The following is a 23,109-nucleotide window of genomic DNA, read 5'->3' as shown; positions in this document are numbered from 1 at the left end:
CGTGCGTGCGGACGACCCTCCCGCGGCGGGATCAGAACAGGCCGCGCGGGGGCTCGATCGAGGCGAGGACGCCGGGAGCGGCGATCACGCTGAAGCGGCCGACCTCCTCCGGGGTCAGCTCGGGCAGGCGCTGCGCGAGGTCGAGGAAGCGCTCGATCTCGGACTCCTCGAGCACGTCGGCGGCGAGCGTGCGGAACTTCGACACGTACTGCTCGCGGCTGAACGGATGCGCGCCCAGCGGATGCGCGTCCGCCACCGCGATCTCGTCGACGATCGTCGTGCCGTCCGTCATCAGGATCTCGACGCGCGCGCCGAACGCCTTCTCGCCCGGATCGGTGGAGTGGTAGCGGCGCGTCCACTCCGCGTCCTCCTGCGTCGTGACCCGGTGCCAGAGCGCGATGGTGTCGGCGCGGGCGGCCCGCTCGGGGGCGTAGCTGTGCACGTGGTGCCAGGCGCCGTCCTGCAGCGCCACCGTGAAGATGTACGGCACGGAGTGGTCCAGCGTCTCGCGGGACGCGGCCGGGTCGTACTTCTGCGGGTCGTTCGCGCCCGAGCCGATCACGAAGTGCGTGTGGTGCGAGGTGTGCAGGACGATCCGCTCGACGCGCTCGGGATCGGCGGCCTCGGGGTGCGTGCGGTGCAGGCGGCGGGCGAGGTCGATCAGCGCCTGCGCCTGGTACTCGGCCGAGTGCTCCTTCGTGTACGTGTCGAGGATCGCGCGCTTGGCCTCGCCGCGGTCGGGGAGCGGGACGTCGTAGCTCGCGTCGGCGCCGTCGAGCATCCAGGCGATGACGCCGTCCTCGCCCTCGTAGATCGGCGACGGACTGGTCTCGCCGCGCATCGCCCGGTCGACCGCCTCGATCGCCATCTTCCCCGCGAAGGCCGGCGCGTACGCCTTCCAGCTCGAGATCTCGCCCTTGCGCGACTGCCGCGTGGCGGTCGTCGTGTGCAGGGCCTGCGCGACGGCCTGCTCGATCGTCGCGACGTCGAGGCCGAGCAGCGTGCCGATCCCGGCGGCGGCCGAGGGGCCGAGGTGCGCCACGTGGTCGATCTTGTGCCGGTGCAGGCTGATCGCGCGCACCAGGTCCACCTGGACCTCGTAGCCGGTGACGATGCCGCGGACGAGCTGCGCCCCGCCGATGCCCGCGTGCTGGGCGACGGCGATCAGCGGAGGGATGTTGTCGCCCGGGTGCGAGTACTCGGCCGCCAGGAACGTGTCGTGGTAGTCGAGCTCGCGCACGGCGACTCCGTTGGCCCAGGCCGCCCACTCGGGCGAGACCCGGCGGGCCGGGTCGACGCCGAGGACGACCGAGCCCTGGCCGCCGATGGAGGCGGGGTGCGCGAGAGCCTGCGCGCGGGCGGCGACGACCGGGCGGCGCAGGAGCGACGCGGTGGCGACGGCGGCGTTGTCGATGACCCGGTTGACCACCATCTCGGCGACCTCGTCGTCGATCTCGACCGGATCGGCGGCGACCTCGGCGAGCGCGTGGGCGAGCTGCCCGTGTCGCGGGAGCTCCTCGTCGCTGCGGTGGACGCGGACGTGGTGTTCGTGCACGGGCGGCTCCTTCGTCTCTCCCCCCAGGCTATCGCCCGCCTCCGGCCCGGGCCGCGCGGGCAGAATGGGCGGATGTCCTCCCTCACGCGCGTCGCGGCGCTCGACTGCGGCACCAACTCCCTCCGCCTGCTGATCGCCGACGTGGAGGGCGGGCGCCTCCGGGACGTCCAGCGCCGCACCGAGCTCGTGCGGCTGGGCCGCGGGGTCGACCGCACCGGCCGCTTCGACCCGGCCGCGCTCGAACGGACCCTCGCCGTCACCCGCGAGTACGCGGCCGCCGCACAGGAGGCCGGCGCCGAGCGCCTCCGCTTCGTCGCCACCTCGGCCACCCGCGACGCGGCCGACCGCGAGGACTTCCTCGCCGCCGTCGAGCGGATCCTCGGCGTCACCCCGGAGACGATCTCCGGCGAGGAGGAGGCGCGGCTCTCCTTCCGCGGCGCGGTCTCGGCCGTCGACTCCGCCCGGCCCGTGCTGGTCGTCGACCTCGGCGGCGGCTCGACCGAGCTCGTGCTCGGCGGAGCGGAGCCGGAGCAGGCGCACTCGATGGACGTCGGCAGCGTCCGCCTGACCGAGCGCCACCGCCGGGCCGCCGAACCGACGGAGGGCGAGCGCGCGGCGATGCGGGCGGACGTGGGCGCCGCGCTGGCCGCCTCCTCCGTCGACCTCTCGCAGGCCCGGAGCGTCGTCGGCGTCGCCGCGACCGTGCTCACGATCACCGCGCACGTCCTCCGCAGCACCGACCGCGCCGCGCTCGAGACGTCCCTCCCCCTCTCCGACGTCCTCGCCGCCTGCGACGAGCTCGCCGCGCTGTCTCCGGAGGGGACGGCGGCCCTCCCCTGGGTCCGCCCGGGGCGCGAGGACGTGCTGGCGGCCGGAGCGCTGGTCTGGGGCGAGGTCCTCCGCGCGGTCCACGAGGCGTCGCCGGGCGTCGACCGGGTCCGCTCGACCGCGCACGACATCCTCGACGGCATCGCGCTCGGCCTCGCCTGACGCCCGCGCGGGTCAGGCGGTGAGGGCGCTCCCGGAGTCGCGCGGGAGCCGGGCGGCGGCGGCGAGCGGCACGAGGGTCAGCACCGCGAGGGCGAGGAAGGCGACGCGGTACGGGACGAGGCCGGGCCCGATCGCGGTGCCGACGGCGAGCGCCACCGCGCCCACCGCGACTCCGAGGCCGGCCGCGATCTGCTGCGTGGTGGCGTTGAGGGTGTTCGCGCCCGACATCCCCTCCTGCGGGACCTCGGCGAACGTGACGGTGTTGTAGGCCGTGAAGCCCGCCGAGCGGGCCACTCCGCTCAGCACCAGCAGCGCCACCACGAGCGCCACCGGAGTCGCCGGCTCGAGGAACGCCATCGCCGCCATGCACGCCGCCCCGACCGCGCTCGCCGCCACCAGCACCCCGCGGAAGCCGAGGCGCCGCAGCAGCGGAGTCGTGGCCGGCTTGATCGCCAGGTTGCCGGCGAAGAGCGCCAGCACCACGGAGCCGGCCTGCACCGGGCTCCAGCCGAACGCGTCCTGGAACAGCAGCGGGAGCAGGAACGGCACCGCGTTCACGGTCGCCCGGTAGAGCGATCCGCTCGCGTTGGCGACCCGGAAGGTGCGGAAGCGGAAGGCGTCGAGCCGCACGAGCGGATGCTCGGCGCGGCGCAGGTGCCGCACGGCGAGCGCCGTCACGACCGCGCCGACGAGCAGCGGCGCCACCGCCCGCCCGTCCAGCTCGAAGCCGGTGAGGAGCCCCGCCGCTCCGACCAGCGCGCCGAGCCCGACCGCGACGAGCACCAGCCCCGTGACGTCGAGCGGGGTCGGCGCGCTCTCGGAGGTGGCGGGGACGATCCGGCGCGCGATCGCGAACGCGACGACCCCGAGGGGCAGGTTGATCAGGAAGATCCAGTGCCAGGAGGCGACGGTGGTGAGCAGCCCGCCGAGGAACGGCGCGATCACGGGGGCGACCAGTCCCGGCCAGACCAGGATCGCGATGGCGTGGATGATCCCCTCCCGCGGAGTCGCCCGCAGCACCGCGAGCCGGCCGACCGGCACCATCAGCGCGCCGCCGACGCCCTGCAGGACCCGGGCGCCGACCAGAAGCGGCAGCGTGGGGCTGAGCGCGCAGAGCAGGGAGGCGAGGGTGAAGACGGCGATCGCGGTGGTGAAGACGCGGCGCACGCCGAAGCGCTCGCTGAGCCAGCCCGAGGCCGGGATGAGGACGGCGACGGTGAGGAGGAACGCGGTGACGGTGATCGAGACCGCGGCGGAGTCGACGCCCAGGTCGGCGGCGATCGCGGGCGCGGCGGTCGTCACGATCGTGGCGTCGAGGTTCTCCATGAAGAAGCAGCCGGCGACGAGCAGCGCGAGGGAGCGGTGGCGGGGGTCCGTGCTGTCCTCCTCGTCGTGGGGCTGTCGGCGGCGAGCGTAGCGCGGCGACGGCGCGGCCGCCGGGCGGGTACCGTCGCAGCATGAGCGCTGCAGCCGAGACCAGGACGATCCAACTCCGACGCTACGAGCTGATGGACGGGGTGATGGACGACTTCCTCGCCTGGTTCCCCGAGCGGATCGTGCCGGCGCGCGAGGCCCACGGCTTCCGGATCGAGTTCGCCTACGCCGACCGCGAGGTGAACGAGTTCGTCTGGGCGGTCAGCACGGCCGGCGACGCCGACGCGTTCGCCGAGGTCGAGCGGGCGTACCTGGCCTCGCCCGAGCGCGACGCCGCCTTCGCGGGCGAGCCGAAGCGCGTCGCGGTGCAGCACGTGCGGCTGGTCGAGCGGATCGTCTGACTCGGGCGGCGTCCGAGCCGAGCGGCGTCCGACCCGGGCGCCGTCGTCTCCGGGGCGCCGCCGACTCCGGGCGCCGTCGGGTCCGGGCCCGTCAGCTCCGGGCGCGCCGCACGGCCGCGAGGACGCCGCGGACCACGAGCGTCCCGACCGCGATCGACCCGATCGCTCCGGTCAGGCGCGCCCAGACGTGCTTCGGCCGGTCGATCCCGGCGCGGTCGGCGGGCGAGGGGAGCGAGGCGGGCGCGAGCGTGCGGCCCGCGGCTCCCGCCTCGGCCATGTGGGCGAGCCGGCGCACGGCCTCGCGGTTGCGGATCCAGAGGAACGAGTGCATCAGCGGCTTCGGGACGAGCGTGCCCGGGCCCTTCACGGGCGCCTCGTGCATCCGCACCTTCGCGCCGCGCGCGTGCGGCTCGACCTCGACGCGCACCCGGGCCTCGCCGAGCGGCCAGCCGGCGGCCTGGATGACCATCCGGCGCGGCGGGTCCCACTCGAGAACCGTGGTGCGGTCGTCGATCACGAGCGGCCAGAGGCCGAAGGAGTGGTGCAGCTGCGAGCCCACGTGCGGGAAGTCGGCGTCGACCTTCCGCATCCGCGACGCGCCGACGACCCAGCTCGGGAACAGCCAGCCGGAGGCGAGCACCGCGAAGACGGACTCGGGCGGGCAGTGGACGACGCGGGTGGTGCGGGACATCGCGGGCTCCTTCGAGTGGTGGTGGGGCGCGTGGCGGCGCCGTCCCTCAGACTGGCAGGCCGGGGGCGGCGACGGGCGCAGCGCAACGGCGGCGGCTCAGGCCGGGCGCGCCTCCGGCGACAGGTCGGGCGACTCGCGCACCCCGAACTCGTGCCGCAGCGCGCTGCGGGCGGCGTGCCAGCCGGCCATGCCGTGCACGCCCGGCCCGGGCGGGGTGGACGAGGAGCAGAGGTAGAGCCCCTTCGCGGGCGTCCGCCACGGGTCGGTCGTGGGGACCGGGCGCGAGAGCAGCTGCGCGACGCTCGCGGCTCCGGCAGCGATGTCCCCGCCCAGGTAGTTCGGGTTGTAGGCCTGCATGTCGCGGGCGGTCATCGAGGAGGCGCCGATCACGCGGTCGCGGAACCCGGGGGCGAAGCGCTCGATCTGGGCGGTGATCGCCTCCTGCTGGTCGGCGGGCGAGTACCGGGGGACGTGCGTGTACGCCCAGAGGACGTGCTTGCCCTCGGGTGCCCGGGTCGGATCGGCGATCGAGGGCTGCGCCACCAGCACGTAGGGGCTGCGGCTGTGCCGGCCGCGCTTCACGTCGCGCTCGGCGGCCGCGATCTCGGCGCGGCTCCCGCCGACGTGCAGCGTGCCCGCGCCGGCGAGCTGCGGGTTCGTCCACGGCACCGGCCCGTCGAGGGCGAAGTCGACCTTGGCCACGCCGTTGCCGTAGCGGAAGCGCTGGAGGGCCGCCGCGTACGCCGGGGGCAGCCGGTCCCCCGCCATCGCGAGCAGCGCCGTCGGCGTGCCGTCGACGAGCACGGCGCGGGCCGGGGGCAGCTCCGAGAGCGAGGTCACCTCGACGCCGGTCTCGATGGTGCCGCCGTGCGCCCGGAGGTCGTCGGCGAGCGCGTCGACGATCGACTGGCTGCCTCCGATCGGCACCGGCCAACCGCGCGCGTGGGCGTAGGCGCCGAGCGCCAGGGCGGCCGCGGCCGTCGACGGGCTCGGCATCGGGCGGATCGAGTGCGCGGCGACCCCGGAGAACATCGCCGGGGCGACGTCCTCGCGGAAGCGCAGGTTCCACACCGGGGTGCCCTGCTCGAGCACCCGCAGGCCGAAGCGGATCAGCACGCTCGGGTCCGTCGGGATCCGCAGCAGTGCGTCGTTGGTGAAGCCCGCGACGCGGTCGGCCCGCTCGGAGAGAGGTCCCATCAGGGAGCGCCACGCCGCTCCGTCGCGGCCCAGCGCCTCGGCCGTGCGGTCGAGGTCGCGGTAGGCGATGCCCGCGCGGCCGCCGTCGAGCGGATGCGCGTACGAGATCTCGGGGACGACCAGCTCGATGCGCCGGTCGAGCCCGAAGGCGCGGAAGAAGCCGGACGCGAGCGCCATCGGGTGCACCGCCGAGCAGACGTCGTGGTGGAACCCGGGCAGCGTCAGCTCCGCCGTGCGCGCGCCGCCGCCGATCGTCTCGTTGCGCTCGAGCACGGTGACCGAGAGCCCGGCCCGCGCGAGCGTGACCGCGGCGGCGAGGCCGTTGGGCCCCGCCCCGATGACGACGGCGTCGACCACGGTCACTTCCTCCGCAGGGCCGAGACGACGCCCGCGGCGCCGGCGGCGAGGGCCGCGGCGGCCCCCGCGTAGCTCAGGGCGCGGTGGCGGATCATCCAGATCTGGGGCGTCATGGTGTGCGCGCGGTCGCTGAAGAGGCCGCGGGCGCCGTGATCGCCGGGGACCGGCTCATACACGTTGTTCGGGAGCATCGGCTCCGTCTTGTCGGGGGCCTGCTGACCGTCGAAGGCGCTGCGGGCGAGGTACCAGTCCATGAAGCGCCCGGCGAAGCGGTCGCCGAGGATGGTGCCCGCGGTCGGCTCGCCGACCCAGGTGCGGCGGCGCGGCTTGTCGGCCACGTCGGCGATCGCGATCGCGCCCACCTCGGGCTCGTAGATCGGCGGCACGGGCTGCGGGTGGTGCGGCAGCTGCGACTTCACCCAGTTGAACTGGATGGTGTTGAGCGCCGGCATGTCGACCTCGGACAGGCGCACGCGGCTCTTCGCGTGCAGCAGCTCCGCGGTGACGGCCTCGGTGAAGCCTCGGGCTCCGAACTTGGAGGCGCAGTACGCGGCCTGCAGCGGGATGCCCCGGTGCGCGAGGGCGGAGCCGACCTGGATGACGTGCCCGCGGTCGCGCGGGGTCATCCGGGAGAGGGCTGCGCGGGTGCCGTTGACGAAGCCGAAGAAGTTGACGCCCACGGCGCGCTCGAAGTCGGCGGGCTCGGTCGAGAGGAACTCGCCGAAGACGCCGACCATCGCGTCGTTGACCCACAGCTCGATCGGGCCGAGCTCGGCCTCGACCCGGTCGGCCGCCGACTCGACGGCCTCGCGGTCGGCCACGTCGGTCGGGATGCCCAGCCCGCGCCGGCCCTTCTGCTCGATCTCGGCGACCGTGGCCGCCAGTCCGTCCTCGCCGCGCGCCAGCACGGCGACGTCCCAGCCGCGGGAGGCGAGCTCGCGGACCGTGGCGCGTCCGAGCCCGGCCGTGCCGCCCGTGACGACGGCGACTCCGCGGCTCATGCGCGGGCCTCGCGGGAGGAGGTCTCGAGGCGGGGGTGCTGCGTCATGGTGCGGGCTCCTTCGTGAGGGCGCGGTGTGCGTCGGGAGTCCCACGCTAGGCGGGAGCGGCGGCGCGGCGCGCGGGGTTGCGCCTGATCGGTGGAGAGCTCGGTGGATCCGCGCCCGGGGAGGAGAATCGCTCCCGACAGCTCCCGGCTCTCCTCCAGAGACCGCCGCCAGACTGACGCCCGCCCGAGCACCCTCCGACCGGATCGACGCATGACCTCTCTCCTCGACCTGAGCCTCGTCTCCGGCCCCCTCGTCGTCGCCGTCTACGTGCTCGCGATCGGAGCGCTCCTCCTCCTGCTCGCCGCCCACGTCCGCGCTCCCCGCCGCGGGCGCTCCCGGCGCGGCGGGATCGCCGTCGCGGTCCTCCTCCTGGGCCTGATCGGCGGCGCCGCCCTGGCCGCCCTCGTCGACGGGCCCGACGGCCCGTTCGGCGTCGACTTCACGCCGGTCACCCGGGTCGCGATCGGCCTCGGGATCGGCGGGCTGGGCGTCGCGCTGGTCGTCCTCGGCCACGCGATCGCCCGCCGGCGCGCGCGGGGAGTGCTCGCGTCGCTCGCCGCCGGAGTGCTCGTCGTCGCGGCGGCCGCGATGACCGTCAACATCGACTTCGGCCAGTACCCCACGGTGCGCAGCGCGCTCGGGATCAGCGCGTACTCCGACTCCTCCGTGCCGGTCGCCGCCGCGGACGGACCGCACTCGGACCTCGCGACCTGGACCGCCCCGGCCGGGATGCCCGCCGTCGGCTCGGTCTCGACAGTCGCCATCCCCGCCACCGCGTCGGGCTTCCCGGCCCGCGACGCCGTCGTCTACCTCCCGCCCGCGGCCCTCACCGCGACCCCGCCGCTGCTGCCGGTGATGATCATGCTCTCGGGGCAGCCGGGGTCGCCCTCCGATCCGCTCTCGACCGAGAAGTTCCAGCAGACCCTCGACGCCTACGCCGCCGCGCACGCCGGCCTCGCGCCGATCGTCGTGTCGCCCGACCAGCTGGGCGATCCGGACAGGAACCCGATGTGCGTCGACTCGCCGCTCGGGAAGTCGGCCACCTACCTCACCGTCGACGTCCCGAACTGGATCCGCGCCAACCTGCCGGTGCTCGGCGACGCGCAGCACTGGGCGATCGGCGGCCTCTCGCAGGGCGGGACCTGCTCGATCCAGCTCGGCGCCGGCCACCCGTCGCTCTTCGGCAACATCGTCGACGCCTCGGGCGAGCTCGCGCCGACCCTCGGCAGCGAGGCGGCGACGGTCGCGCAGGGGTTCGGCGGCGACCAGGCCGCCTACGAGGCCGCGAAGCCGGTGAACGTCCTCGCGGCGAACGCCCCCTACACCGGCACGGTCGCGATCTTCGGCGTCGGCGCCGAGGACACCTCGTTCCTCCCCGGGGCGAAGACCGTCTACGCCGCGGCCGTCGCCGCCGGCATGAGCGCCACCTACCTCGAGGTGCCGGACAGCGCCCACGACGTCACGGCGTGGTCGGCGACCTTCGACAAGGGCCTCGAGATCCTCGCCGACCGCTGGAAGCTCGTCCCCGCCTCCTGAGCGGCTCCGTGCCTCAGGCGCTCTCGACCAGCCGGACCGCCGCCTCGATCCCGCCGCTCCACGGCGCTCCGTGGCCCGGCACCACCCAACGCGCCCCGGTGGGCAGGAGCGCCCGGAGCGACGCGAGCGCCTGCTCCGGCTCGTCGGTGAAGGGCGCGGGCTGCGGACCCGTGCGGCCGGTGAGCACGTGGCGGGTGGTCAGCCCGTCGCCGACGAAGACCGCGTCGGCCAGCGGCACGTGCACGGCGATGCTCCCCGGGGAGTGACCCGGGAGCGCGATCACGCGGGGAGCGCCCGGCAGGTCGAGCGTCTGCCCGTCGTGCACTTCGACGACCTCGGTGAGCGGCGGGACCGTCGCGATGCCCTTCCGCAGCGCGTAGGCCGCGAAGCCGAGGAGCGGCAGGACGCGCAGCCGCGGTGTCGCGGTCCTCGGCTTCGCCCCGCCCTTCGCCCGCTCGGCGTCGGCGGCGTGCACGTGGACCGGCACGCCGTGGTCGCGGCGCAAGCGCTCGGCGAAGCCCACGTGGTCGGAGTCGCCGTGGGTCAGCACGACGCCGCGCACGTCGTCGAGGGTGCGGCCCATCGCGCGCAGCTCGGCCAGGAGCTCCGGCCAGAGACCGGCCGGCCGCGTTCCTCCTCGTGATGGCCCCCGCTCCCGGCACGCCCGTCGCCGCCCAGGAGTACCGCGACGCGGCGAGCGCCCGCCTGCTGGAACTCACCGCGCAGCTGGCGGGCGAGGAGGACGCCCTCGAGGCGGCGCGCACGCTGACCGCCTGGGCGACGGGGTTCATCGGGATGGAGATCACCGGCGCCTTCACCCTCGGCGGCGACGTGGAGAGCGCCTGGCGCTTCGGGCTGGGGCGGATCGTCTCCGCGCTCGCTCCGGCCGCGTCGCGCTGAGCGCCGCCGCTCAGGCCCGGCGGAGCGCCGCCTCGTCCTCGAGGAACCGCGGACGGCACGCGACGATCCCGCCGACCAGCAGCACCGCCACTCCGGCGAACAGCAGCGCGTACGCGCCGCTCCAGTCCCCCTGCGCCTCGTAGAGCACGCCGATCAGCAGCGGACCGAGGCAGGCGAGCCCGTAGCCGAGCCCCTGCGTGGCGCCGGAGAGGGTCGAGGAGCCGGTGGTCGTCCGCGTCCGCGCGTTCACGAGCGTCAGCGTCATCGGGAACGTGCTGACGCCGAGCCCGAGGCAGACCACCCACGCCACGGCACCCTCCAGCGGAGCGACGACGAGGCCGGCGTATCCGACGGCGAGCAGCGCGCAGCACACCACCACGACCACGACCGGGTTGCGCATCCCCAGCGTCAGCGGCGGCACCACGAAGGCGGCGGCGAGGCCGAACACCGAGAACAGCGCCAGCAGCGCACCGCCCTGCGCCGGATCCGCGCCCGCGTCGACGAGGATCGTCGGCAGCCAGGTGATGATCCCGTAGGTGTGCAGACCGGTCATCCCGAGCATCAGCACCATCGCCCAGAGCAGCGGCGTGCGCCAGGCCCCGTCCACGCGGCCGCCGGCGGCGGCCGGAGCCGCCCCGCCTCCTCCGCGGGCCGCGAGCGCCGCCCAGAGCAGGCAGGCCGCGGCCGTCATCACGGCCCAGATCCCGATCGCCCAGCGCCACCCCGCCGTCGAGGCCAGCGGCACCGCGACCAGCGGAGCGACGAACTGGCCCACCTGCAGCAGCGCCAGGTAGAGCGAGCTGACCGTCTTGATCCGCTCGGCGAAGTACCGCTTCACGATCGGCACGATGAGCACGTTCGTGGTGCCCACGCCCGCGAAGGCGACGACGGTCGAGAGCACCAGAGCGACCGGGCTCGGGCTGAGCGCGCGGAGGGCGATGCCCAGTGTGGTCACCAGCGTCGCGATCGCGAGCGTGCGCTCCAGGCCGATCCGGCGCGAGACGGCCGCGGCGACGAAGCCGAAGACGGCGAAGGAGGCGGTGACGATCGTCCCCAGCGCCCCGTAGAGCGAGGGCCCGAAGCCGAGATCGGCGCCGATCGTGTCGAGCAGCGGGCTGAAGCCGGTGACGGCGGTGCGGAGGTTCAGCGCGGTGATCGCGATGGCGGCGAGGGCCAGGAGGGCGGTGGCGCGGAGCGTCGGTGCTGCGGTCATGGAGTCCCCGAGAGATAGGATGATGGGATGAATCCTGGCGAGTCTAGCCCCGCGGCGCCGTTCCAGCGCGAGAGCGTGATCGACCACGTCACGGCGCTGTTCCACGAGGAGATCCGCTCGGGCCGCTGGGCCGTCGGCGAGCGGATCCCGGTGGAAGCCGAGCTCGCCCGCTGGACCGGCGCCGGACGCAACTCCGTCCGCGAGGCCGTCCAGGCCCTCGTGCAGGCGGGCCTCGTGCGGCGGGAGCAGGGGCGCGGCACGTTCGTCACCGCGCGCTCGCAGCTCGCCGAGTCGCTGCGCCGCCGCATCCCGAGCGCCGCCCGCCGGGAGGGCCTCGAGCTGCGGTTCGCGATCGACGGGGCGACGGCCGCGCTGGCGGCCGAGCGCCGCACCGGGGAGGACGTCGCCTCCCTCCGCGCCCTGCTGGCCCGCCGGGCCCGCTCGTGGGAGGCTCCGGAGCTCGCCGAGCGGATCGCCGCCGACACCGCGCTGCACCGGGCCGTCGTCGTCGCGACTCACAACGACCTGTTCGTCGAGCTCTACGACGGCCTCACCGGCATGTTCGAGTCGGTACTGGAGGAGGACGTCGTCGGCGAGGAGGACGTGCACGCCCGCCAGCACGCCGAGCTGGTCGAGGCGATCGCCGCGGGTGACGCCGAGGGGGCGCGGCGCCGGATCGAGGAGCTGCTCGCGCCGCTGCTGGCCGAGGCGCAGCAGGGCGTCTGAAGGGAATCCTCCGCGGCCGGCGGCGGACGGCACGCGCTCGCGGCCGGTTCCGTGCCGCCCGCCGAGTGGGATCAGCCCCGCGGACGCCGGGTCGACCAGAGCGCCCACGCCACCAGCAGCGGCTGGAACGCGAGGCGCACGGCGCGCTTGCGGTCGGTGTCGAGGCCGAAGGCGCTCGTCCGCGTCACCCACTGCGAGACGTTGCCCGGGAAGATCGCGGTGAAGAAGGCGGCGGCCACGGCTCCGACCAGCGGCGCCCGGCGGCGCGCGAGCACCAGGGAGGCGCCGAGCCCGATCTCGACCACGCCCGAGGCGAGCACGACCGCGTCCTTGTCCAGCGGCACCCACTCGGGCACCTGCGCCTGGAACTCCTCCCGCTTGCGGGTGAGGTGGCTCACCCCCGCGAAGAGGAGGGCGGAGCCGAGGAGCACCTTGGCGCCGGTGCGGAGGAGGGACGGGGAGGAGGATGTCATGCGCTCCATCGTTCCCGATGCGGGCCGCCGCCGCCGCCGTGGCGCGGCCACTGCGCACGAACGTGCCGGTGTCGGAGGCGGCGCCTAGTCTGATCGCGTGACTGACCGCATCCTCGTCCTCACCACCGGTGGCACCGTCGACAAGGAGTACTCGCTCGCGGGCGAGCTCGAGATCGGCGCCCCGATGGTGCCGCGCCTGCTCGCCCCGGTGCTCACCACGCTCGAGTTCCGCGTCGAGGAGGTCCTCGCCAAGGACAGCCTCGAGCTCGACGACGCCGATCGGGCCCTCATCCGCGAGCGGGTGCTCGCCGCCGAGGAGGACCGGATCGTCCTCACCCACGGCACCGACACGATGACCGCGACGGCCGAGGCCCTCGGCGTCGTCCGCGATCGGGTGGTCGTCCTCACCGGCGCGATGCAGCCCGCACGGATGCTCGACAGCGACGCCGCGTTCAACCTCGGCACCGCGGTGGCCGCCGTGCAGCTGCTGCCGCCGGGCGTCTACCTCGCGATGAGCGGACGGGTGCTGCCCGCCGGCTCCGTGGTGAAGGACCGGTCGATCGGGGTGTTCCTCCCGGCTTGAGCCGGACCAGGATCGACGGTCGCCCGCGGACGGGCTCCCGGCCGGACCGGCCTCAGGCCTCGGCGAGCTCCGTGGTGCAGGCCGCGCAGAGCCCGAAGACGTCCACGACGTGGTGCGCGTCCGTGAATCCGTTCTGCGACGCGACCGAGCGCGCCCACTCCTCGACCTCGTCGGCCGCGATCTCGACCGTCAGCCCGCAGCGGCGGCAGATCAGGTGGTGGTGGTGCGTCCCCGGCGTGCAGGCGCGGTAGAGGCTCTCGCCCTCGGGCGACTGCAGCGAGTCGGCCTCGCCCTCCACGGCCAGGTCCGAGAGCGCGCGGTAGACCGTCGCGAGCCCGATCGGCGAGCCGGAGGCGTGCAGCGCGCTGTGCAGGCCCTGGGCGCTGACGAAGTCCTCGCGACGCCCGAGGGCCTCGCGCACCGCCTCTCGCTGCCACGTGTTGCGCTTGACCACTGGACCACCTCCACTCCGCACGACCCGGGCCACGCTACCGCCCCCCGCCGACGGCGAGCCGGGAGCGCCGGACGCCCTTGCGGCCGATGATCCGGCAGACCGCGTAGATCGCGAACGAGATCGTCGTCACGTAGGGGCTGATCGGGATCGATCCGCCCAGCGCGAGCAGGATGCCGCCCACCAGCGCGCCGACGGCGAAGAGCACGCTCAGCAGCGGCACGACCACCGGCGAGGCGGAGAGGCGCAGCGCCGCGGCCGCCGGCGTCACCAGGATCGCGAGCACGAGCAGCGAGCCGACGATCTGCACCGAGACGGCGACCGCGAGGCCGAGCAGGAGCATGAACGCGATCGAGAGCGCCCGGGTGGGGATGCCGCGCGCGGCCGCCACGTCGGCGTCGACGCTCGCGAAGGTGAGGGGGCGCCAGATCAGCGCGAGACCGACGAGGACGACCACCGAGATGCCGATCAGCCACCCGAGCTGCGGGTCGTCGACCGCGACGATCTGACCCGTGAGCAGGCCGAACTTGTTCGCGCTGCGGCCCGGGTAGAGGGCCAGGCAGAGGATGCCGATGCCGAGTCCGAACGGCATCAGCACCGCGATGATCGAGTTGCGGTCGCGGGCGCGCGAGCCGAGCACGCCGATCAGGACCGCCGCGATCAGCGAGCCGACGATCGATCCCTCGACGACGCCGACGCCCAGCAGCAGCCCCGCGGAGGCCCCCGCGAACGAGAGCTCGCTGATGCCGTGGACCGCGAAGGCCATGTCGCGCGACATCACGAAGACGCCGATGAGCCCGCCGACCACTCCGAGGACCGCGCCGGCGATCACCGAGTTCATCAGGAGCGACAGCAGCGCTCCGTAGTCGGAGAAGTCGAAGATCTCCGACCAGACGTCCGTCACGACTGCCCCTCCTCGTGCTCGTGCACGTGCGAGTGGTCGGGGGCGCCGACCACGATGACCCGGCCCCGGGCGCGGATCACGTCGACGGGTGCGTCGTAGAGCTCGCTGAGCACCTCCGAGCGCAGGACCTCGTCGGGGGTGCCGATCCGGAACCGGCCGCCGGCGAGGTAGAGCACGCGGTCCACCATGCCGAGCACCGGATTCACGTCGTGCGTGACGAAGAGGACGCCGAGGTTCCGCTCGCGGCGGTGCCGGTCGATCAGCTCGCTGACCGCTCGCTGGTGGGCGAGGTCGAGCGCGATCAGCGGCTCGTCGCAGAGCAGGAGCGCCGGGTCGCCCGCGAGCGCCTGGCCGACGCGGACGCGCTGCTGCTCGCCGCCGGACAGGCTGCCGATGGGGGCGTCGGCGAAGGCGGTGGCGCCGACGGCCTCGAGCAGCGCGTCGACGGCCGCGCGCCGGGAGCGGGAGGGCAGGGGCAGGCCGAACCGGTGGCCGTCGATCCCGAGCCCGAGCAGATCGCGCGCGCGCAGCGGCGTGCCCTCGTCGGCGAGCTTCTGCTGCGGGATGTAGCCGATGCGCCGGTTGCCGCGGTGCACGGGCTCGCCGAGCACCTGCAGCTCCCCCGCGCTCAGCTGCTGCTGGCCGAGCACCGCGCGCAGAAGGCTCGTCTTGCCGGAGCCGTTCGCGCCGAGCACCGCGACGAACTCGCCGGCGCGCACGTCGAGGTCGACGCCGCTCCACAGCTCGCGGTCGCCGAAGCGGAGGCCGGCGCCGCGCAGCCGCAGCACGGACGCCGAAGGGCCCGCCTCCGGGGAGACGGGCCTGGTCGGGGAGTCGTGGCTCACTGGGAGAGGGCTCCCTCGATCGCGTCGAGGTTGGCGGTCATCCAGCCGGTGTAGTCGTCGCCCTCGGGCAGCGTCTCGGTGACGGGGACGGCCGGGATCCCGGCGGCCTTCGCGGCGTCGAGCACCGCGTCCGTCTGCGCGCCCTCGGTCTGCTCGTTGTAGATCAGCGCGTCGACGGCCTCGCCGGAGAACAGCGCCAGCGTCTCCTGGAGCGTGGTCGCGGGGACGTCGGTGCCCTCCTCGACCGCCTCGCTGAAGGCCTCGGGAGTCGCGTCGGTCAGGCCGAGCGCATCGGTCATGTACAGCGGGACGGGCTCGGTGATCGCGATGGAGCGGCCGGAGAGCGCGCCCTTCAGCTCGCCCTCGCGGGCGATCAGGGCGTCGAGCCCCTCGTCGAGGGTGGCGAGATTGGCGGAGTAGGCGGAGGCGTTGTCGGGGTCGAGCGCGGCGAGCTCGTCGCCGATCCGCCCCGCGACCTCCTTCATCACCGAGAGGTCGTACCAGACGTGCTCGTTGAACTCCGCGTGCTCGTGCCCGCCCTCCGACTCCTCCTCCTCCGCGTGGTCGTGGACGTCCTCCAGGCCGGCGATCACGGTGGCCGTGATGACGGGGGCCTCGGTGCCGGCCGCGCTGATCATGGTGTCGAGGAAGTGGTCGTAGCCGCCGCCGTTCTCGATCACGAGGGTCGCGCCGGACACGGCGAGCTGGTCGCGGGCGGTGGCCTCGTACTCGTGCGGGTCCTTGTCCGGGCTGTCGATGATGCTGGTCACCTCGACCAGGTCGCCGCCGATGCTCGAGACGAGGTCGCCGTAGACGTTCGTCGACGCGACGACCTTCACGGGCCCGCCCGCGGCGGCGGCGGAGGAGCTGTCGGAGGCGCTGCCCGCTCCGGAGCAGCCGCTCAGGGCGAGCGCGGTGCCGCCGAGGAGGGCGGTGAGGGCGAGGAGGCGGGTCTTCACGGTGAGCCGATCTGGGTCAGGGGCCGGGCGGGTGCCCCCACGCTAACGGCTATTGATAACGATTGTCAAAATCGTGCAGAGGCGCCCGCCGGTCATCCGCGGACACACGCGGACACGGGGCGACACGCGCCTCGCTCCGAGCACCTCGCCCCTGGCACAGTCGCTGCACACCGCCCCCGACGAGACGAGGACACCGTGACCACCACCGCACCCACGACCACCGGCGCCGACGCCGCGACGCCGATCGGCGCCGCCGCCGAGCACTGGTCGGCCGCCCCCCGGCCCGACTCCCCCGACGCCTGGCTCGTCCGCGCCGAGGAGGTCGCCGCCGTGCTCGCGACCGACGCCCTCGAGCGCGACCGCGCCGGCGCCGCCCCCTTCGCCGAGGTCGCCCTGCTCAAGGCGGCCGGCCTCGTCACGCTGCTCGGGCCCGCCGAGCACGGCGGCGGCGCCCAGGAGTGGACCACCGCCCTCCGCGTCGTCCGCACCGTCGCGCGCGGCGACGGCTCGATCGGCCAGCTGCTCGGCTACCACTACCTCTGGGCCTGGGCGGCCCGCCTCGTGGGGACCCCTGAGCAGATCATCGCGGTCGAGCAGCTCGCGACCGAGGGGGACCTCCTCTACGGAGGCGCGGTGAACCCGCGCGACTCCGACGTCACTGTGCGGGAGGAGGGCGACGAGTTGGTCTTCACCGGCCGCAAGTCGTTCTCGACCGGCGGCGTGGTCAGCGACCTGACCGTGCTCGAGGGGGTGCTCGAGGGGACGGACACCCACCTCTTCGCGATCGTGCCCACCGATCAGGAGGGGATCGTCTTCGGCCGCGACTGGGACAGCCTCGGCCAGCGCCTCACCGAGTCCGGCTCCGTCGAGATCCGCGGCGTCCGCGTGCCGTGGGCGGCGGCGGCCGGCTTCGTCGACAAGGTCTACCGTCCGCTCGTCTACAACACCCTCAACGTGCCCGTCATCCAGCAGGTCTTCGCCGAGTTCTACCTCGGCATCGCGCAGGGAGCGCTCGAGCGCGCGGCGCAGTACACCCGCGAGCGCACCCGGGCCTGGCCGTACGGCGGCGACGACAAGGAGCGCGCCGGCGACGAGTGGTACGTGCTCGAGGGATACGGCGACCTGCAGTCCCGGCTCTGGGCCGACGAGGCGCTGATCGACGCGACGGGGGCCGCGCTCTCGGCCGCGCTGCACGCTCCGCGCGAGGAGCTGACGCCTCGGCGCCGCGGCGAGATCGCCGTGCGGATCGCCGCGGCCAAGGCGCGGATCGTGGAGGACGGCCTCGCGACGGCGACCCGCGTCTTCGAGCTGACCGGCGCCCGCGCCTCCGCGAGCTCGGTCGGACTCGACCTCTACTGGCGGAACCTCCGCACCCACTCCCTGCACGATCCGCTGCCCTACAAGCGCCGCGAGGTCGGCGTCTTCGCCCTGCTCGACACCGTCCCCGAGCCCAGCTGGTACACCTGATCGGCCGCGGGGCGCGTCCTGCTCCGGCGACGCGCCCCGCCCGCACGCCGCCCCGGCGTCGATCCGCGACAGGCCGGAGCGGAGCCCCGGGGTAGCGTGAGGGCCGAGCGGAGGGAGGACCGTGGCCGTCACGCTGCACGACGTCGCCCGCGCCGCCGACGTCTCGATCAAGACCGTCTCGAACGTGATCAACGACTATCCGCACGTGCGCCCGGCCACCCGCTCCCGGGTGCAGGCGGCCATCGCGCAGCTGGGCTACCGCCCCAACCTCTCCGCGCGGAGCCTGCGCCGCGGCCGCACCGGCGTGATCGGCCTCGCCCTGCCGGAGCTGAGCCTCCCCTACTTCGCCGAGCTCGCCGACAGCGTGATGCGCGCCGCCGACGAGCGCGGGCTGACGGTGCTGATCGAGCAGACCGGCGGCGACCCCGAGCGCGAGCGGAGCGTGCTGGCGAGCGAGCGCCGGCAGCTCACCGACGGGCTGCTCTTCAGCCCGCTGGGCCTCGCCGACGAGGACGCGCTCGCGGTCGGCTTCCCCCTGGTGCTGCTCGGCGAGCGGATCTTCACCGGGCTGGTCGACCACGTCACCATGCAGAACACGGCGGCGGCGCACGCGGCCACCGCGCACCTGCTCGCCTCCGGAAGGCGCCGGATCGTGGCGCTCGGGACCCACCCCGACGCCGCGGTCAGCTCGGCGTCGCTCCGCCTCGAGGGATACCGCGCCGCGCTCGCCGAGGCCGGCATCGCCTACGACGAGCGGATGATCGGCGTCTCGGGCCCGTGGCGGCGCTCCGGCGGCGCCGAGGCGATGCGCCGCGTGCTCGCCTCCGGGCTCGACTTCGACGCCGTGTTCGCGCTCAACGACACCCTCGCGCTCGGCGCGGTCCGCGCGCTCCAGGAGGCGGGGGTCCGCGTGCCCGAGGAGGTGGCGGTGATCGGCTTCGACGACATCGACGAGGCGGGCTACTCCTCCCCCAGCCTCTCCAGCGTGGACTCGGGGCGCGACGAGATCGCGCGCACTGCGGTCGAGGTGCTGCAGGCCCGGATCGAGGGCACCCGCACCGGCCCCGGGACGCTCCACGAGGCGGCGTTCACCGTGGTCGCCCGGGAGTCGACCGCGGGCCGGCCGATCGCGGAGGACCCGGCCGTCGGACGGGCGTCGGCCGGGGCCTAGGCGCAGGTCCCGCTGCCGCAGATCTCGCGGCGGATCCACGCTCCCGCGTCCGCGACGGCCAGCTCGCCGCGGCGGAGGAGCCGGCTCCACTCCACGGCCCGCGTCGTCAGCCGGTCGTCGGCCGAGCCGCGGACGTCGCCGCCGACGGTCCGGAGGAACAGGTGCGCGAGCGGGCCGCCGAGGTACAGCGTGGCGCCCGCGACGCCGGCGAAGTGGCGGGCCTGGCCGCGGGTGCCGTCGTCGTAGGGGCGGCGGAAGCCCTTCCCCCGGACCCGGTTGCGGCCGCCGTGCGCCAGGTCGAGAGCGCCGAGCGGGGCGCTGCGGATGCCGGCGACGTCCTTCGCGACGGCCGCGAGGAACGCGCGCGGGCGGGGATGCGAGGCCGCGAGGGAGTCGGCGCGGTCGGCGAGCTCGGAGCAGGCGTCGGTGACGGCATCGGAGGAGGGCACCCGCCCAGTCGAGCACAGGTGCGCTGAGCGGCGGCGGGGAGGGCCGACGCGGGAGGAGGTCGGCCGACCTCGGGAGCGGCACGCAGCGAGGCGGGTGGGCCCCGTGCCGCTCTTGACAGCGGCCGAGCCGGGGCGGACCATCGTGTACAACGTTAGAAAGACCGCTCGCCGCCGAGCCCGCTGCGGGAGCCCGAAGCCCGAAAGGCCCTCATGACCGACGCCCCCGCCGCCACCGCGCGCATCAGCCTCGACCCCGCCGCGGTCGTCGCCCCCGTCACTCCGCGCCTCTTCGGCTCGTTCGTCGAGCACCTCGGCCGCTGCGTGTACGACGGCATCTACGAGCCCGGCCACCCCGCCTCGAACGAGGACGGCTTCCGCCTCGACGTGGTCGAGCTGGTCAAGGAGCTGGGCACCACGACGATCCGCTACCCCGGCGGCAACTTCGTCTCGGGCTACCGCTGGGAGGACGGCGTCGGCCCGCGCTCCGAGCGCCCGCGCCGCCGCGACCTGGCCTGGCACTCGCTCGAGACCAACGAGGTCGGGCTGGACGACTTCGCCAAGTGGGCGGAGCTGACCGGCAGCGAGATCATGTACGCCGTCAACCTCGGCACCCGCGGCGTCCTCGAGGCGCTCGACGTCCTCGAGTACGCCAACGGACCGGCCGGCACCGCTCTCGCCGACCAGCGCATCGCCAACGGCGGGACCGAGCCCTACGACATCCGCATGTGGTGCCTCGGGAACGAGATGGACGGCCCCTGGCAGGTCGGCCACATGAGCGCCGACGACTACGGCAAGCTCGCCTCCCGCACCGCCAAGGCCCTCAAGATCGCCGACCCCTCGCTCGAGCTGGTCGTCTGCGGCTCGTCGAGCTCGTCGATGCCGACCTTCGGCGAGTGGGAGCGCGTGGTCCTCGAGCACGCGTACGACGACGTCGAGTACGTCTCGTGCCACGCCTACTACCAGGAGTACGACGGAGACCTCGGCTCCTTCCTCGCCTCCTCCCTCGACATGGAGTACTTCATCGCCACCGTCGCGGCGACCGTGGACCACGTGAAGTTCAAGCTCAAGAAGACGAAGGACATCAAGCTCTCCTTCGACGAGTGGAACGTCTGGTACCTCGAGGAGTGGCAGGCCAAGGAGAAGGCCGATGCCGAGGGCGACCAGAGCACCCGCGAGTGGGCCTACGCCCCGCGCCTGCTCGAGGACGTCTACTCCGTCGCCGACGCCGTCGTCCTCGGCAACCTGATGATCACGCTGCTGAAGAACTCCGACCGGGTCACCTCCGCCTCCCTCGCGCAGCTCGTCAACGTGATCGCGCCGATCATGACCGAGCCGGGCGGAGCCGCGTGGCGCCAGACCACGTTCTTCCCGTTCTCGACCACCGCGCGTCTGGCCTCCGGCTCGGTGCTTCGCCCCCGGATCGACGCGGGGACCTACTCGACCGCCCGTCACGGCGACGCTCCGCTCATCGACTCCGTCGCCACCGTCGACGAGGGCCGCGCGGCCGTCTTCCTGGTGAACAGGTCGCAGACGGAGCCGATCGAGGTCACCGTCGACGTCAGCGGCCTCGGAGTCTCGAGCATCGCGGAGGCGCTGGCCCTGTTCGACGAGGACCCCTACGCGAAGAACACGCGTGACGACCAGAACCGCGTGCGCCTGCGCGAGGCCACGGCGACGCTCGAGGACGGCGTGCTGACGCTGACCCTCCCGCCCGTCTCGTGGACGGCGGTCGCGCTCACGGCGTAGCGGCGTCCGACCCACGGGACCGCTTCCGGCCTCCCGGAGCCGCGCGGACCCGCGGGCCCCGTCGGGAACCGTCCCGGCTCAGGCCCCGGGCCACAGCGGGGAGGAGGCGCTCGAGCTGGTCCGCGAGGTCGTCCGCCACCCCCACGAGTACGTGGCGGGGATCGGGCTCGACAACCTCGAGACGGCGGGTCCGCCCGAGCGCTTCGCCGACGCCTACCGCCTCGCCGGGGAGGCCGGCCTGGGCCGGACCGCCCACTCCTCCGAGCACGCCCCGACCGCGGCCAACACGACGACCTGCCTCGATCTGCTGGGCTGCGACCGGATCGACCACGGCTACTTCGTCCTCGAGGACCCCGCCGTCGTCGAGCGCGTCCGCGAGCAGGGCGTCGTGTTCACCGTCGCCTCGACGACCTCGCGCCGCTCCTGGCGGCCCTGGCGGCGCGCGTCCATCCGGGCGATGCTCGACGCGGGACTCGGGTCGTGCCCTGCTCCGACGATCCCGGGATGTTCCCGACCACGCTCGCCGACGAGTACCGCCTCGCCGCCGGCCCGATCGGCGCGACCGCCGCGCAGCTGCGCGCGATGGCGCTCACCGGAGCGGAGGCCTCCTGGCTGCCCGCCGACGAGAAGGAGAGTCTGCGCGCGTCGTTCGCCGCGGAGCTGGACGCGCTGGACGCGGAGTTCGGGCTCGTCTGAGGCCCGGGACGCGACGGGCTCCCCGCCCTGACAGAGTGGACGGATGAGCCCCCTCCCCGATCCCCTGGCCTTCGACCTCGAGGCGCTGCGCCGGGAGGTGCTGCCGGACGACGGGGGCGAGGTCGACGACAGCATCCCCGCGCTCGCGGACGCCGACCCGGGACTCTGCGCGATCGCGCTCGTCCTGCCCGACGGGTCCGTCCGCGCGAGCGCCGACGCGGAGTCGGGGTTCAGCATCCAGTCGGCCGTGAAGCCGTTCCTGTTCGCGCTCGCGCTCCTCGACACCGGCGGTGACGCGCTCGACCGCGTCGGCATCGAGCCCACCGGCGAGGCCTTCGACGCCCTCAAGCTCGAGAGCGGCACCGGGCGCCCGCCGAACCCGATGGTCAACGCGGGAGCGCTGCTGACCGCCGCCCTGGTCGACGGCGGCGACGCCGACGGCCGGAGCGAGCGGATCCTCCGCGGCCTCTCCGCCTTCGCCGGCCGCCCGCTCTCCGTCGACGAGAGCGTCGCCGCCGACGAGCACCTGCTCGGCGACCGGAACCACGCCCTCGCGCACCTGATGCGCGCGGAGGGCACCCTGCACCGCAGCGCCGACGACGCCGTCTCCGCGTACGCCCGGGCGTGCGCCGTGCTGGTCGACGTCCGCGACCTGGCCGCGATGGGCGCGACGCTCGCGTTCGGCGGCGTGCACCCGGGGACCGGCGAGCGGGTCGTGCCGGCCTCGGTCGCCCGCGACGTGGTCGCGGTCATGGCGACGTGCGGCGTCTACGACGGCTCGGGCCGCTGGATGCGCGCGGTCGGCGTCCCCGCCAAGTCGAGCGTCTCGGGCGCCCTCGTCCTCTCCGCTCCCGGCCGCCTCGGCGCCGCCGTCGTCAGCCCGCCGCTGGACCCCCAGGGCACCAGCGTCCGCGGCGCCCGCGTCGCCGCCCGCCTGAGCGACGCCCTCGCCCTGCACTCCTTCGCGGTCTCCCCCCGCTGACCGCTGCCCCGTTCCCCCGCTCTCCCCGCTCCCGCCGGCGCAGCCGCGGCCCGTGCCCCGCACCCTCAGCGGAGACCACCCGCTCTCCCTCGACAGCGAAGGGCCGAGCCGCATCCGTGCACGCTCGCCCTCAGGGCCGAGCCACGTCAGCGCACGCTCGCCCGCAGGGCCGAGCTGACCGCCGAATCGCGTTCCAGCGATTCGCCGTAGCGGTACGCTCCCCGCTCCACGACACGCCCCCACCTCGTACAGCCGACCGCGGAGCGGATGACGACGAAGGAGGAATCCGCTCAATCCAAGAGCAGCGCCGGTTCCTCCAGCACGCTGGCGACGTCGGCGACGAAGCGGCTGACGACGTCGCCGTCGACGACGCGGTGGTCGAAGGAGCCGCCGA

The 23,109-nt window shown here is 74.6% G+C and carries 25 protein-coding genes and 1 pseudogene; 12 read left to right on the top strand and 14 right to left on the bottom strand.

Features of this window, described 5'->3' with window-relative positions:
• Positions 1 to 31: 31 nt before the first annotated feature.
• Positions 32 to 1,555 (bottom strand): MmgE/PrpD family protein, encoded by a 1,524-nt coding sequence (locus tag C5C44_RS15385; RefSeq protein ID WP_104224528.1) that lies wholly within the window; start codon positions 1,553 to 1,555, stop codon positions 32 to 34.
• Between the two features lie 72 nt (positions 1,556 to 1,627).
• Between C5C44_RS15385 and C5C44_RS15380 the strand changes: the two genes are divergently transcribed.
• On the top strand, positions 1,628 to 2,545 hold the full coding sequence (locus C5C44_RS15380) for an exopolyphosphatase (RefSeq protein WP_104336143.1): 918 nt from the start codon (positions 1,628 to 1,630) through the stop codon (positions 2,543 to 2,545).
• Between the two features lie 12 nt (positions 2,546 to 2,557).
• Here the strand turns inward: C5C44_RS15380 and C5C44_RS15375 are convergent, their stop codons facing one another.
• Positions 2,558 to 3,871: an MFS transporter gene (locus C5C44_RS15375; protein WP_104336142.1), complete on the bottom strand. Its 1,314-nt coding sequence runs from the start codon at positions 3,869 to 3,871 to the stop codon at positions 2,558 to 2,560.
• A gap of 131 nt (positions 3,872 to 4,002) precedes the next feature.
• On the opposite strand from C5C44_RS15375, the gene C5C44_RS15370 reads away from it, so the two are divergent.
• Positions 4,003 to 4,320, top strand: a complete 318-nt coding sequence (locus tag C5C44_RS15370) for an NIPSNAP family protein (protein ID WP_104224531.1) — start codon at positions 4,003 to 4,005, stop codon at positions 4,318 to 4,320.
• 91 nt (positions 4,321 to 4,411) lie between these two features.
• Here C5C44_RS15370 and C5C44_RS15365 read toward each other — a convergent pair whose 3' ends face one another.
• The 3 genes from C5C44_RS15365 to C5C44_RS15355 form a co-directional block, all read right to left on the bottom strand.
• Complete coding sequence (locus tag C5C44_RS15365) at positions 4,412 to 5,011, bottom strand: SRPBCC domain-containing protein (protein WP_104233566.1); 600 nt, start codon at positions 5,009 to 5,011, stop codon at positions 4,412 to 4,414.
• Positions 5,012 to 5,107: 96 nt separating this feature from the next.
• Positions 5,108 to 6,565: a phytoene desaturase family protein gene (locus tag C5C44_RS15360; RefSeq protein WP_374953978.1), complete on the bottom strand. Its 1,458-nt coding sequence runs from the start codon at positions 6,563 to 6,565 to the stop codon at positions 5,108 to 5,110.
• A gap of 2 nt (positions 6,566 to 6,567) precedes the next feature.
• Positions 6,568 to 7,566 carry an SDR family oxidoreductase gene (locus C5C44_RS15355; RefSeq protein ID WP_104233564.1) on the bottom strand — a complete coding sequence of 333 codons (999 nt, stop codon included), beginning with the start codon at positions 7,564 to 7,566 and terminating at the stop codon, positions 6,568 to 6,570.
• A gap of 258 nt (positions 7,567 to 7,824) precedes the next feature.
• Here C5C44_RS15355 and C5C44_RS15350 point away from each other — a divergent pair, with 258 nt between their 5' ends.
• On the top strand, positions 7,825 to 9,150 hold the full coding sequence (locus tag C5C44_RS15350; protein ID WP_104296048.1) for an esterase family protein: 1,326 nt from the start codon (positions 7,825 to 7,827) through the stop codon (positions 9,148 to 9,150).
• Positions 9,151 to 9,163: 13 nt separating this feature from the next.
• On the opposite strand, the gene C5C44_RS15345 is transcribed toward C5C44_RS15350, so the two are convergent.
• A complete protein-coding gene (locus C5C44_RS15345) occupies positions 9,164 to 9,751 on the bottom strand; it encodes an MBL fold metallo-hydrolase (protein WP_258059934.1) in 588 nt (195 codons plus the stop codon).
• Between the two features lie 41 nt (positions 9,752 to 9,792).
• On the opposite strand from C5C44_RS15345, the gene C5C44_RS15340 reads away from it, so the two are divergent.
• The gene (locus C5C44_RS15340; RefSeq protein WP_146084359.1) at positions 9,793 to 10,050 is read left to right on the top strand and encodes a TetR-like C-terminal domain-containing protein; all 258 of its coding nucleotides are present in this window, start codon (positions 9,793 to 9,795) and stop codon (positions 10,048 to 10,050) included.
• A 10-nt stretch (positions 10,051 to 10,060) separates the two neighbouring features.
• Here the strand turns inward: C5C44_RS15340 and C5C44_RS15335 are convergent, their stop codons facing one another.
• Positions 10,061 to 11,263 carry an MFS transporter gene (locus C5C44_RS15335; protein WP_104224538.1) on the bottom strand — a complete coding sequence of 401 codons (1,203 nt, stop codon included), beginning with the start codon at positions 11,261 to 11,263 and terminating at the stop codon, positions 10,061 to 10,063.
• Positions 11,264 to 11,290: 27 nt separating this feature from the next.
• Here C5C44_RS15335 and C5C44_RS15330 point away from each other — a divergent pair, with 27 nt between their 5' ends.
• On the top strand, positions 11,291 to 11,989 hold the full coding sequence (locus C5C44_RS15330) for a FadR/GntR family transcriptional regulator (protein WP_104336139.1): 699 nt from the start codon (positions 11,291 to 11,293) through the stop codon (positions 11,987 to 11,989).
• A gap of 71 nt (positions 11,990 to 12,060) precedes the next feature.
• Here C5C44_RS15330 and C5C44_RS15325 read toward each other — a convergent pair whose 3' ends face one another.
• Positions 12,061 to 12,471, bottom strand: a complete 411-nt coding sequence (locus C5C44_RS15325; protein WP_181028836.1) for a hypothetical protein — start codon at positions 12,469 to 12,471, stop codon at positions 12,061 to 12,063.
• A gap of 88 nt (positions 12,472 to 12,559) precedes the next feature.
• On the opposite strand from C5C44_RS15325, the gene C5C44_RS15320 reads away from it, so the two are divergent.
• Positions 12,560 to 13,045 (top strand): asparaginase domain-containing protein, encoded by a 486-nt coding sequence (locus C5C44_RS15320; protein ID WP_104224541.1) that lies wholly within the window; start codon positions 12,560 to 12,562, stop codon positions 13,043 to 13,045.
• Positions 13,046 to 13,097: 52 nt separating this feature from the next.
• Here C5C44_RS15320 and C5C44_RS15315 read toward each other — a convergent pair whose 3' ends face one another.
• From C5C44_RS15315 to C5C44_RS15300, 4 genes are read right to left on the bottom strand one after another with little or no spacing between them, the layout of a single operon-like run.
• Entirely contained in the window at positions 13,098 to 13,499 is a 402-nt protein-coding gene (locus C5C44_RS15315) for a Fur family transcriptional regulator (RefSeq protein WP_104296046.1), read from the bottom strand.
• A 34-nt stretch (positions 13,500 to 13,533) separates the two neighbouring features.
• Positions 13,534 to 14,337, bottom strand: a complete 804-nt coding sequence (locus C5C44_RS15310; RefSeq protein ID WP_104224551.1) for a metal ABC transporter permease — start codon at positions 14,335 to 14,337, stop codon at positions 13,534 to 13,536.
• 59 nt (positions 14,338 to 14,396) lie between these two features.
• Positions 14,397 to 15,245, bottom strand: coding sequence for a metal ABC transporter ATP-binding protein (locus C5C44_RS15305; protein WP_104227225.1), 849 nt, complete (start codon positions 15,243 to 15,245; stop codon positions 14,397 to 14,399).
• Entirely contained in the window at positions 15,242 to 16,204 is a 963-nt protein-coding gene (locus C5C44_RS15300; protein WP_104336138.1) for a metal ABC transporter solute-binding protein, Zn/Mn family, read from the bottom strand. Before C5C44_RS15300 ends, C5C44_RS15305 begins: the two co-directional genes overlap by 4 nt.
• A 195-nt stretch (positions 16,205 to 16,399) precedes the next feature.
• Between C5C44_RS15300 and C5C44_RS15295 the strand changes: the two genes are divergently transcribed.
• Both C5C44_RS15295 and C5C44_RS15290 read left to right on the top strand, forming a co-directional pair.
• Positions 16,400 to 17,671, top strand: a complete 1,272-nt coding sequence (locus C5C44_RS15295) for an acyl-CoA dehydrogenase family protein (RefSeq protein ID WP_258066773.1) — start codon at positions 16,400 to 16,402, stop codon at positions 17,669 to 17,671.
• Between the two features lie 121 nt (positions 17,672 to 17,792).
• Complete coding sequence (locus C5C44_RS15290) at positions 17,793 to 18,842, top strand: LacI family DNA-binding transcriptional regulator (protein ID WP_104238384.1); 1,050 nt, start codon at positions 17,793 to 17,795, stop codon at positions 18,840 to 18,842.
• Here the strand turns inward: C5C44_RS15290 and C5C44_RS15285 are convergent.
• Positions 18,839 to 19,291 carry a hypothetical protein gene (locus tag C5C44_RS15285; protein WP_104336137.1) on the bottom strand — a complete coding sequence of 151 codons (453 nt, stop codon included), beginning with the start codon at positions 19,289 to 19,291 and terminating at the stop codon, positions 18,839 to 18,841. The two genes, C5C44_RS15290 and C5C44_RS15285, sit on opposite strands and share 4 nt — an antisense overlap.
• 210 nt (positions 19,292 to 19,501) lie before the next feature.
• Here C5C44_RS15285 and C5C44_RS15280 point away from each other — a divergent pair, with 210 nt between their 5' ends.
• The 4 genes and pseudogenes from C5C44_RS15280 to glsA all read left to right on the top strand — a co-directional run bounded on the left by C5C44_RS15280 (position 19,502) and on the right by glsA (position 22,715).
• Positions 19,502 to 21,037, top strand: a complete 1,536-nt coding sequence (locus tag C5C44_RS15280; protein ID WP_104227228.1) for an alpha-N-arabinofuranosidase — start codon at positions 19,502 to 19,504, stop codon at positions 21,035 to 21,037.
• 151 nt (positions 21,038 to 21,188) lie between these two features.
• Positions 21,189 to 21,389: pseudogene (locus C5C44_RS17540) on the top strand (hypothetical protein); the annotation flags it as partial.
• A 152-nt stretch (positions 21,390 to 21,541) separates the two neighbouring features.
• Positions 21,542 to 21,733, top strand: coding sequence for a hypothetical protein (locus C5C44_RS17245; protein WP_219813763.1), 192 nt, complete (start codon positions 21,542 to 21,544; stop codon positions 21,731 to 21,733).
• A 43-nt stretch (positions 21,734 to 21,776) separates the two neighbouring features.
• Positions 21,777 to 22,715, top strand: coding sequence for a glutaminase A (gene glsA / locus C5C44_RS15270; protein WP_104319724.1), 939 nt, complete (start codon positions 21,777 to 21,779; stop codon positions 22,713 to 22,715).
• Positions 22,716 to 23,005: 290 nt separating this feature from the next.
• On the opposite strand, the gene C5C44_RS15265 is transcribed toward glsA, so the two are convergent.
• A partial coding sequence (locus tag C5C44_RS15265) for a 2-oxo acid dehydrogenase subunit E2 (RefSeq protein ID WP_181132876.1) occupies positions 23,006 to 23,109 on the bottom strand: 104 nt, incomplete at its 5' end.

This window comes from Rathayibacter sp. AY1F6, assembly GCF_002932035.1.
In the GTDB taxonomy this organism is placed as follows: Bacteria; Actinomycetota; Actinomycetes; order Actinomycetales; family Microbacteriaceae; genus Rathayibacter.
The sequence above is the reverse complement of the archived record's forward strand: the minus strand, read 5'-3'. Positions and strand labels throughout refer to the sequence as shown.

What these genes read in the sequence shown, in the direction of transcription:
- C5C44_RS15370 (WP_104224531.1), top strand. Translation starts at nt 4,003, where the DNA reads ATGAGCGCTGCAGCCGAGACCAGGACGATCCAACTCCGACGCTACGAG.
- C5C44_RS15280 (WP_104227228.1), top strand. Translation starts at nt 19,502, where the DNA reads ATGACCGACGCCCCCGCCGCCACCGCGCGCATCAGCCTCGACCCCGCC.
- glsA (WP_104319724.1), top strand. Translation starts at nt 21,777, where the DNA reads ATGAGCCCCCTCCCCGATCCCCTGGCCTTCGACCTCGAGGCGCTGCGC.
- C5C44_RS17245 (WP_219813763.1), top strand. Translation starts at nt 21,542, where the DNA reads ATGTTCCCGACCACGCTCGCCGACGAGTACCGCCTCGCCGCCGGCCCG.
- C5C44_RS15335 (WP_104224538.1), bottom strand. Translation starts at nt 11,263, where the DNA reads ATGACCGCAGCACCGACGCTCCGCGCCACCGCCCTCCTGGCCCTCGCC.
- C5C44_RS15375 (WP_104336142.1), bottom strand. Translation starts at nt 3,871, where the DNA reads ATGGAGAACCTCGACGCCACGATCGTGACGACCGCCGCGCCCGCGATC.
- C5C44_RS15380 (WP_104336143.1), top strand. Translation starts at nt 1,628, where the DNA reads ATGTCCTCCCTCACGCGCGTCGCGGCGCTCGACTGCGGCACCAACTCC.
- C5C44_RS15330 (WP_104336139.1), top strand. Translation starts at nt 11,291, where the DNA reads ATGAATCCTGGCGAGTCTAGCCCCGCGGCGCCGTTCCAGCGCGAGAGC.
- C5C44_RS15365 (WP_104233566.1), bottom strand. Translation starts at nt 5,011, where the DNA reads ATGTCCCGCACCACCCGCGTCGTCCACTGCCCGCCCGAGTCCGTCTTC.
- C5C44_RS15355 (WP_104233564.1), bottom strand. Translation starts at nt 7,566, where the DNA reads ATGAGCCGCGGAGTCGCCGTCGTCACGGGCGGCACGGCCGGGCTCGGA.
- C5C44_RS15325 (WP_181028836.1), bottom strand. Translation starts at nt 12,471, where the DNA reads ATGGAGCGCATGACATCCTCCTCCCCGTCCCTCCTCCGCACCGGCGCC.
- C5C44_RS15340 (WP_146084359.1), top strand. Translation starts at nt 9,793, where the DNA reads ATGGCCCCCGCTCCCGGCACGCCCGTCGCCGCCCAGGAGTACCGCGAC.
- C5C44_RS15350 (WP_104296048.1), top strand. Translation starts at nt 7,825, where the DNA reads ATGACCTCTCTCCTCGACCTGAGCCTCGTCTCCGGCCCCCTCGTCGTC.
- C5C44_RS15310 (WP_104224551.1), bottom strand. Translation starts at nt 14,337, where the DNA reads ATGAACTCGGTGATCGCCGGCGCGGTCCTCGGAGTGGTCGGCGGGCTC.